This window comes from Streptomyces niveiscabiei (assembly GCF_001419795.1).
In the GTDB taxonomy this organism is placed as follows: domain Bacteria; phylum Actinomycetota; class Actinomycetes; order Streptomycetales; family Streptomycetaceae; genus Streptomyces; species Streptomyces niveiscabiei.
Genome location: NZ_LIRL01000552.1, coordinates 1 through 6458 on the forward strand (window position 1 = coordinate 1; position 6458 = coordinate 6458).

A 6458-nucleotide genomic window follows, 5' to 3' on the forward strand; every position below is an offset into this window, starting at 1 on the left:
CGCCCGCTGGATGTGGCTGCGCACGGTCAGGTGGCTCAGCACCAGCTGCTCGGCGATCTCCGTGTTGGACCTGCCGAGGGCCGCGAGGGACATGACCTCGCGTTCGCGGTCGGTCAGCGTGGTGAGGAGCTCCGGAGGGGCCAGGGCCTCGGCCGGTTCCGGGGTGGTGAGGAAGCGGGTGATCAGGGCGCGGGTCGCCATGGGCGAGAGCAGGGACTCGCCCGCCGCGACGGTGCGGATGCCGGCCAGGAGGACGTCCGGGCCGACGTCCTTGCCGAGGAAGCCGCCCGCGCCCGCGCGCAGGGCCCGGGCCACGTTCTCGTCGTCCTCGAAGGTCGTGAGGANNGATGTCCATGACGACGACGTCGGGGGCGTGTTCGCGGGTGAGGTCGACGGCCTCGCGGCCGTCCGCCGCCTCGGCGACGACGGTCATGCCGGGGTCGGAGTCGACGAGGATGCGGAAGGTGGCGCGCAGGAGCGCCTGGTCGTCGGCGAGCAGGACGCGCGTGGTCATGGGGCGTTGCCTTCGTCGGGGTCGCGGTGGTGCAGGGGAAGGGTGCAGGCGGCCTCGAAGCCGCCGTCGGGCCGCCGGCCGGCGTGGAAGGTGCCGCCGACGGACAGGGCGCGTTCGCGCATGCCGACGAGGCCGTAGCCGCCTACGCCTCCGGGCCGTGCGGGGCCGGGGGCGTTGCGCACGGTCAGGGTCAGGTACCGGTCGGTGTACGCGAGCCGCACCTCCGCCTCGGGGACGGCCGCGTGCTTGGTGACGTTGGTGAGGGCCTCCTGCGCGATGCGGTACGCGGTGAGGTCGACGGCGGGCGACAGGTCCCGCGCGGTGCCGTCGACGACGACGGTCACCGTCACGCCCGCGGCGGCGCAGGACGCGGTCAGCTCGGGCAGCCGGGCGAGGCCCGGTGCCGGTGCGAGGTTCTCGGCGTCGGAGGTCTGGCGCAGGACGCTCACGGTGGCCTTCAGCTCGCGCAGCGCGGAGGCGGTCGTGCCGGACAGCTCGTCGAGGATCGCGAACGCCTGCTCGGGGTTGCTGCGCTTGAGGTGCGCGGCGGTGCCGGCCTGCGCGTTCGCGAGGGCGAGGTGGTGGGCGACGACGTCGTGGAGTTCGCGGGCGATGCGCATCCGCTCCTCGATGACCCGCCGGTGGGCCTCCTCCTCGCGCGCGCGTACGGCCTGTTCGGCGCGGGAGGCGGCGAGGGCTCGGCGGACCTGGACGTAGCTGCCGAACGCGATCGGCAGCAGCGCCCAGGCGACCGGGTTGACGACGCTGAGGAAGAACTCGTGGCTGCGCAGGGTCAGCGTGACGCCGGTGACCGCCATGCCGAGTCCGGAGATCAGCGCGGCGTTCCGCCGGGTCCTGGCCTCCTCGTCGGTGCCGACGGAGTAGAGCACCACGGTCAGCGGGGCCGCGAGGAACGGTGTGACCAGCATGCCCAGCAGGCCCTGGCCCATCGTGCACAGCGTGGTGAGCGTGACGACCGCGAGGGGCCGCTGGTGCCGCCAGGGCAGGGCGACCCCGCCGACGGTCGCCAGGATCGCGGCGGGCAGCATGTGCCCCTGCCCGAACCGCCACCCGGCGCTCAGCACGACACCGATGACGCCCGTGGCGATGGTCCCCGCCATCAGCCAGAGGTCGGCGGCGGGCGCGTGCGGGCGCCGGGGGGTGTTCACGAGGGTGCTCCAGGGGACGGTCGGCGGGGCATCATGCTGTCAGACGGAGACGGTACGAGATCCGGCCCGTACGGCCGCCGAGGCTCGGCGCCGTACGGATTCCGGGTCTCGCGGGGATCGGCGCCTCAGACGCGTACCGCCTCGTGCTCCCGCGTCTCCTGCGGCTCGCCGGCCCGCAGCCCCGTGCCCTCGACGTCCACGCGGGGCAGGACGCGCGCCAGCCAGGCGGGCAGCCACCACGCCTTGTCGCCCACCAGTGCCAGCACCGCGGGTACCAGCGCCATGCGGACGACGAACGCGTCGAAGAGGACGGCGATCGCGAGGCCGAAGCCGATCGTCTTGATCATCGATTCGCCCGCCCCGATGAACCCGGAGAAGACGGCGATCATGATGACGGCGGCGGCGACCACGACGCGCGCGCTGTGCCGGAAGCCGCTGACGACGGCGTTCGGCGCGGACTCGCCGTGGGTGTACGCCTCGCGCATCCGGGCGACGAGGAACACCTCGTAGTCCATGGCGAGGCCGAAGACGATGCCGACGAGGAAGATCGGCATCAGGCTCATGATGGGCCCGGTCTGCTCGACGCCGATGAGGGAGGCGCCCCAGCCCCACTGGAAGACGGCGACGACCGCGCCGAGCGAGGCGAGCACGGACAGCAGGAACCCGAACGCGGCCTTGACCGGCACGAGCAGCGAGCGGAACACGAGCAGCAGCAGGACCAGCGCGAGCCCGACGATGACCGTGAGGTAGGGCACGAGCGCGTCCTGGAGGGCCTGGGCGACGTCGATGTTCATGGCCGTGCTGCCGGTGACCTCGAAGGTCGCCCCGGTCTCCCGCTCGACCTGCGCGCGCTCGCCCCGGATGTGCTGGACGAGGTCCTTGGTGGACTCGTCGTTGGGCCCGGTGGACGGCACGGCGGAGAACAGGGCGGTGTCACCGGCCTGGTTGAAGCGCGGCGCGGAGACGGAGACGACGCCCTTCGTGTCCTTGATCCTCGCGGCGATCTCGGCGGCGGCCCCCTTCGCGTCGCGCGCGCCCTTCGCGTCGACGACGACGGTCAGCGGCCCGTTGAACCCGGGCCCGAACCCCTGGGCGAGGTCGTCGTAGGCACGCCGCTCGGTCGTCGAGGTCGGCTTCGCCTCGTCGCCCGGCATGCCGAGTTCGAGGTGCGCGGCGGGAAGAGCGACGACCCCGAGCCCGGCGACGCAGGCCAGCAGCACCGGCACCGGCCGCCGCAGCACGAACCGCGCCCACCGCGAACCGCCGTTCTCCGGGGCGCTCGGCCGCGCCTGCTTCCGGCGCACCGTGCGGGACAGCGTGGCGTTCGGCCACATGCCGAGCAGGGCCGGTACGAGGGTGAGGGCGATCAGCACGCCGACGACGACCGCGCCGGCCGCGCACAGCCCCATCTTGGTGAGCATCGGCACGCCGACGACGGAGAGCCCGGCGAGCGCGATGACGACGGTCAGACCGGCGAAGACGACGGCGCTGCCGGCCGTACCGACGGCGATCCCGGCGGCCTCGGCGGGCAGCTTGCCGCTCGCGCGCTCCTCGCGGTAGCGGGAGACCACGAACAGGGCGTAGTCGATGCCGACGGCGAGGCCGAGCATCGTGGCGAGGGTGCCGGTGGTCGCGGTGAGCCCGAAGAGGGAGCCGACCGCCATGATCGCGGCCATGCTGACGCCGACCCCGACCATCGCGGTGAGCAGCGGCAGTCCGGCCGCCGCGAGGGAGCCGAAGGTGATGAGCAGGACGACGGCGGCGAGCGCGACGCCGATCATCTCCGAGGAGCCCCCGGCGGCGGGCTGGGAGCCGAGCGCGTTGCCGCCGACCTCGACGGTCAGGCCGGAGTCCCGGGCCCGGTCGATGACCTTCTCCAGGGCGGACTTGTCGGCGTCGGTGAGGTCGCCGGACTTCACCTTGTAGGTGACCTGCGCGTACGCGGTCGTCGCGTCCTTGCTGACGGCCCCGGCCGCGAAGGGGCCGACGGCCTGCTCGACCTTGGAGACGTCGCCGGCCTCCTCGACGAGCTTGTCGATGGCGGCCTTGTTGCCGCCCTCGGTGACCTTCTCGCCCTTCGGCGCGACGAACACGATGCGGGCGTTCGCGCCGTTGGAGTCGCGGCCCGGGAAGCGCTGGCCGATCAGGTCGAACGCCTTCTGCGCCTCGATGCCGGGCATGAACGAGGTGCCGTTGTCCTCGGCGGCGGGCGCGCTCACGGCTCCCGCGCCGAGGCCGCCGAGCAGGGCGACCCAGAGCAGCACCACCAGCCAGCGTCGTCGGAAGGCCGTGCGGCCCATGCGGTAGAGAAAGGTAGCCACGGGAAGGGTCATCTCCAGGTCAAAGTGCGGGACCTGGACAGGTTCGCCCGCGAAACCCCCTCGGGGCATCGTGCCCCTGCTGGCAGTCCGGGCTGGTGCGACGGCACCAGACGGGACGGCCCGGCTCCTCCTCAGGTAGGACATCCGTGGCCGTCCGAGGGCCGGGGCGGTGCGGGATACGCTGACGCCTCCCATGGTCGGAATCGGACAGGAACAGGGCAGGACAGTGGAAGCGATCCCCGGGTTCACCCCGCCGCTCGCCGGCTTCGAGATCGTCGAGCTGGGCGCGGTACGGCGGCGGGCCGGCGGCGCCCCGGAGCGGGTGCACCGGGCGGGCTTCCACACGGTCGTGCTGGTCACGGCGGGGGCCGGGGAGCACGCGGTGGACTTCGTGACGTACGCCTGCCGGCCGGGGACGCTGCTGTGGGTGCGGCCGGGTCAGGTGCAGTGCTTCGGGGCGGGCGGCGCGCTGGAGGGCGTGCGCCTGGTGTTCACGGCCCGGTTCGCGCCGGCCGTCGCGGGGGTGGGGCGGCTGGTGGAGGCGTGGCGCGGGCCGGTGTGCCGTCAGCTCGGCGCGGGGCGGGAGTACACGGCCGTCTCGGCCCTGCTGGACCGGTTGCGGGCTGAGTTCACGCGGCCGGACCAGGTGTCGCCGGAGATCCTCCGGCTCCTGCTCGCCGCCCTGCTGCTGCACGTGGACCGGCTGCCGGGGGACGGCGGCGAGGAGGCCGGCGGGGGCGAGGTGTACGCGCGGCTGCGGGCCGAGCTGGAGGAGTCGTACGCGGACACCCGGCGGGCCGAGGACTACGCGCGGCGGCTCGGCTGCACCGTCAAGACACTGACCCGGGCGTGCCTCGCGGCGACCGGGGTGCCGGTGAAGCAGGTCATCGACGGGCGGGTGGCCCTGGAGGCGCGGCGGCTGCTGGCCCACACGGACGAGCCGGTGTCGGTGGTGGCGCGGCGGCTGGGGTTCTCGGAGGCGACGAACTTCGGCAAGTTCTTCGCGCGGCAGGCGGGGGTGACGCCGGGGGAGTTCCGGCGTACGCACCGGGGGTGAACGCTTTGTCCTGATCTTGTGACAGAACCTCGACGGGGCGGCACCAGAGGGCGGGAGACCCTGGTCAGGCCGCCCGCGTTATTCATAGGATTGCGCAAGTAAGCAAACCTTGAACGCCGGCGGCGTGCGCGCTCGCCGCCCCCTACGGAGGTCGATGTGGGCATCATCAGCTGGGTCATTCTGGGCCTGTTCGCCGGAGCGATCGCCAAGATCCTGCTGCCCGGCCGCGATCCGGGCGGCCTGATCGGCACCACCCTGATCGGGATCGCGGGCGCCTTCATCGGCGGCTGGCTCTCCGCGAAGTTCCTGGACCGGCCGGTCGTGAAGGACTTCTTCGACCTCTACACGTGGGGCGCGGCGATCGCCGGCTCGCTGGTCCTGCTCGTCGGCTACCGCCTGCTGTTCGGCAACTCCCGGGACTGACCGTGCGGCCCCGGCCCCGCGAGCCCGGCTTCCGGCGGGCTCGCGGGGTTCCGTACGTCTCACAGGTGCGCGGAGACCGCCGGCAGCAGGTCCTGGAACGTCCGCCCCGTGGCCGGCTCCCCGATCGCCTCGACCTGCCAGCCCCCGCCGGTTCGCCGCAGCTTGGCCATGATCTGCGCGGTGTAGGCACCGCCCCCGCTGAGCGTGTACCGCGCCAGCTCCTTCCCGGTGACCTCGTCGACGACGCGGCAGAACGCGTTCTCGACCTCGGCGAAGGTCTGCCCGGTGAACGAGTTGACGGTGAACACGATCTGGTCGACGCGCCCCGGCACGCGCCCGAGGTCCACGAGCACGACCTCGTCGTCCCCGCCGGCCCCGCTCCCCCCGGTGAGGTTGTCCCCGAGGTGCCGTACGGAGCCGTCGTCGCTGACGAGGTGCTGGAAGAACACGACGTCCGCGAGCTGCCCCTCGGCGAAGAGCAGCGCGGACGCGTCGAGGTCGATCTCCCTGGGCCCGGTGAGCTTCGCCAGGAACCCCTTGCGCTGGGCGGCCTGCCATCCGAGCCCCATCCGTACGGACGTCAGCGCACCCCCGTCCGACTTGTTCAGGCTGATCCGCTGACCCTTCGTCATGTCGACGGACATGGGCCACCTCGCTCTCTCGTCACCGGCACCGGGCCCACCCCGGCAAACCCGAGGTAAAATCTACAGCACTGTAGAAAAGAACCCGGTTAACTCGCCGGATCCACCAGCACCTTGGGCCCGGGCCCGCTCTCCACGGGGCGTTTGCCCCCGAGGACGGCGCCGACCTGGTCGAGGCCCACGGTCGCGGCGACGAGCGGCCGGGGGTCGACGACTCCCTGCGCGTAGGCCCGGATCGCCGGGTCGAGTCCCGGTGACGCGGACAGGATGCCGGTCACCGTGACGTCCTTGAGGACGAGGGTCCGCGTGTCGATCAGGCTGGGTTCGCGGGCC

6 protein-coding genes and 2 pseudogenes are annotated in these 6458 nt (G+C 73.0%); 2 read left to right on the forward strand and 6 right to left on the reverse strand.

The window, feature by feature from the left end; translation table 11 throughout:
- The 4 genes and pseudogenes from AOK24_RS25875 to AOK24_RS25885 all read right to left on the reverse strand — a co-directional run.
- The coding region (locus AOK24_RS25875; RefSeq protein ID WP_240554127.1) for a LuxR C-terminal-related transcriptional regulator at positions 1 to 344 on the reverse strand (344 nt) is incomplete at both ends.
- A gap of 2 nt (positions 345 to 346) precedes the next feature.
- A pseudogene (locus AOK24_RS51180) lies at positions 347 to 514 on the reverse strand (response regulator); the annotation flags it as partial.
- Positions 511 to 1683: a sensor histidine kinase gene (locus AOK24_RS25880; RefSeq protein ID WP_055722469.1), complete on the reverse strand. Its 1173-nt coding sequence runs from the start codon at positions 1681 to 1683 to the stop codon at positions 511 to 513. The gene AOK24_RS25880 and the pseudogene AOK24_RS51180, both read right to left, overlap by 4 nt.
- Positions 1684 to 1808: 125 nt before the next feature.
- The gene (locus AOK24_RS25885) at positions 1809 to 4004 is read right to left on the reverse strand and encodes an MMPL family transporter (RefSeq protein ID WP_055722473.1); all 2196 of its coding nucleotides are present in this window, start codon (positions 4002 to 4004) and stop codon (positions 1809 to 1811) included.
- 193 nt (positions 4005 to 4197) lie between these two features.
- On the opposite strand from AOK24_RS25885, the gene AOK24_RS25890 reads away from it, so the two are divergent.
- Positions 4198 to 5061: a helix-turn-helix domain-containing protein gene (locus tag AOK24_RS25890; protein WP_055722470.1), complete on the forward strand. Its 864-nt coding sequence runs from the start codon at positions 4198 to 4200 to the stop codon at positions 5059 to 5061.
- Between the two features lie 156 nt (positions 5062 to 5217).
- Positions 5218 to 5484, forward strand: coding sequence for a GlsB/YeaQ/YmgE family stress response membrane protein (locus AOK24_RS25895; RefSeq protein ID WP_055722471.1), 267 nt, complete (start codon positions 5218 to 5220; stop codon positions 5482 to 5484).
- Positions 5485 to 5543: 59 nt separating this feature from the next.
- Here the strand turns inward: AOK24_RS25895 and AOK24_RS25900 are convergent, their stop codons facing one another.
- On the reverse strand, positions 5544 to 6128 hold the full coding sequence (locus tag AOK24_RS25900; RefSeq protein WP_055722472.1) for a TerD family protein: 585 nt from the start codon (positions 6126 to 6128) through the stop codon (positions 5544 to 5546).
- Positions 6129 to 6214: 86 nt separating this feature from the next.
- A pseudogene (locus AOK24_RS25905) lies at positions 6215 to 6458 on the reverse strand (alcohol dehydrogenase); the annotation flags it as partial.

Bases quoted from the DNA above. Each gene is read 5' to 3' on its own strand.
- AOK24_RS25900 (WP_055722472.1), bottom strand. From the start codon at position 6,128: ATGTCCGTCGACATGACGAAGGGTCAGCGGATCAGCCTGAACAAGTCG.
- AOK24_RS25890 (WP_055722470.1), top strand. From the start codon at position 4,198: ATGGTCGGAATCGGACAGGAACAGGGCAGGACAGTGGAAGCGATCCCC.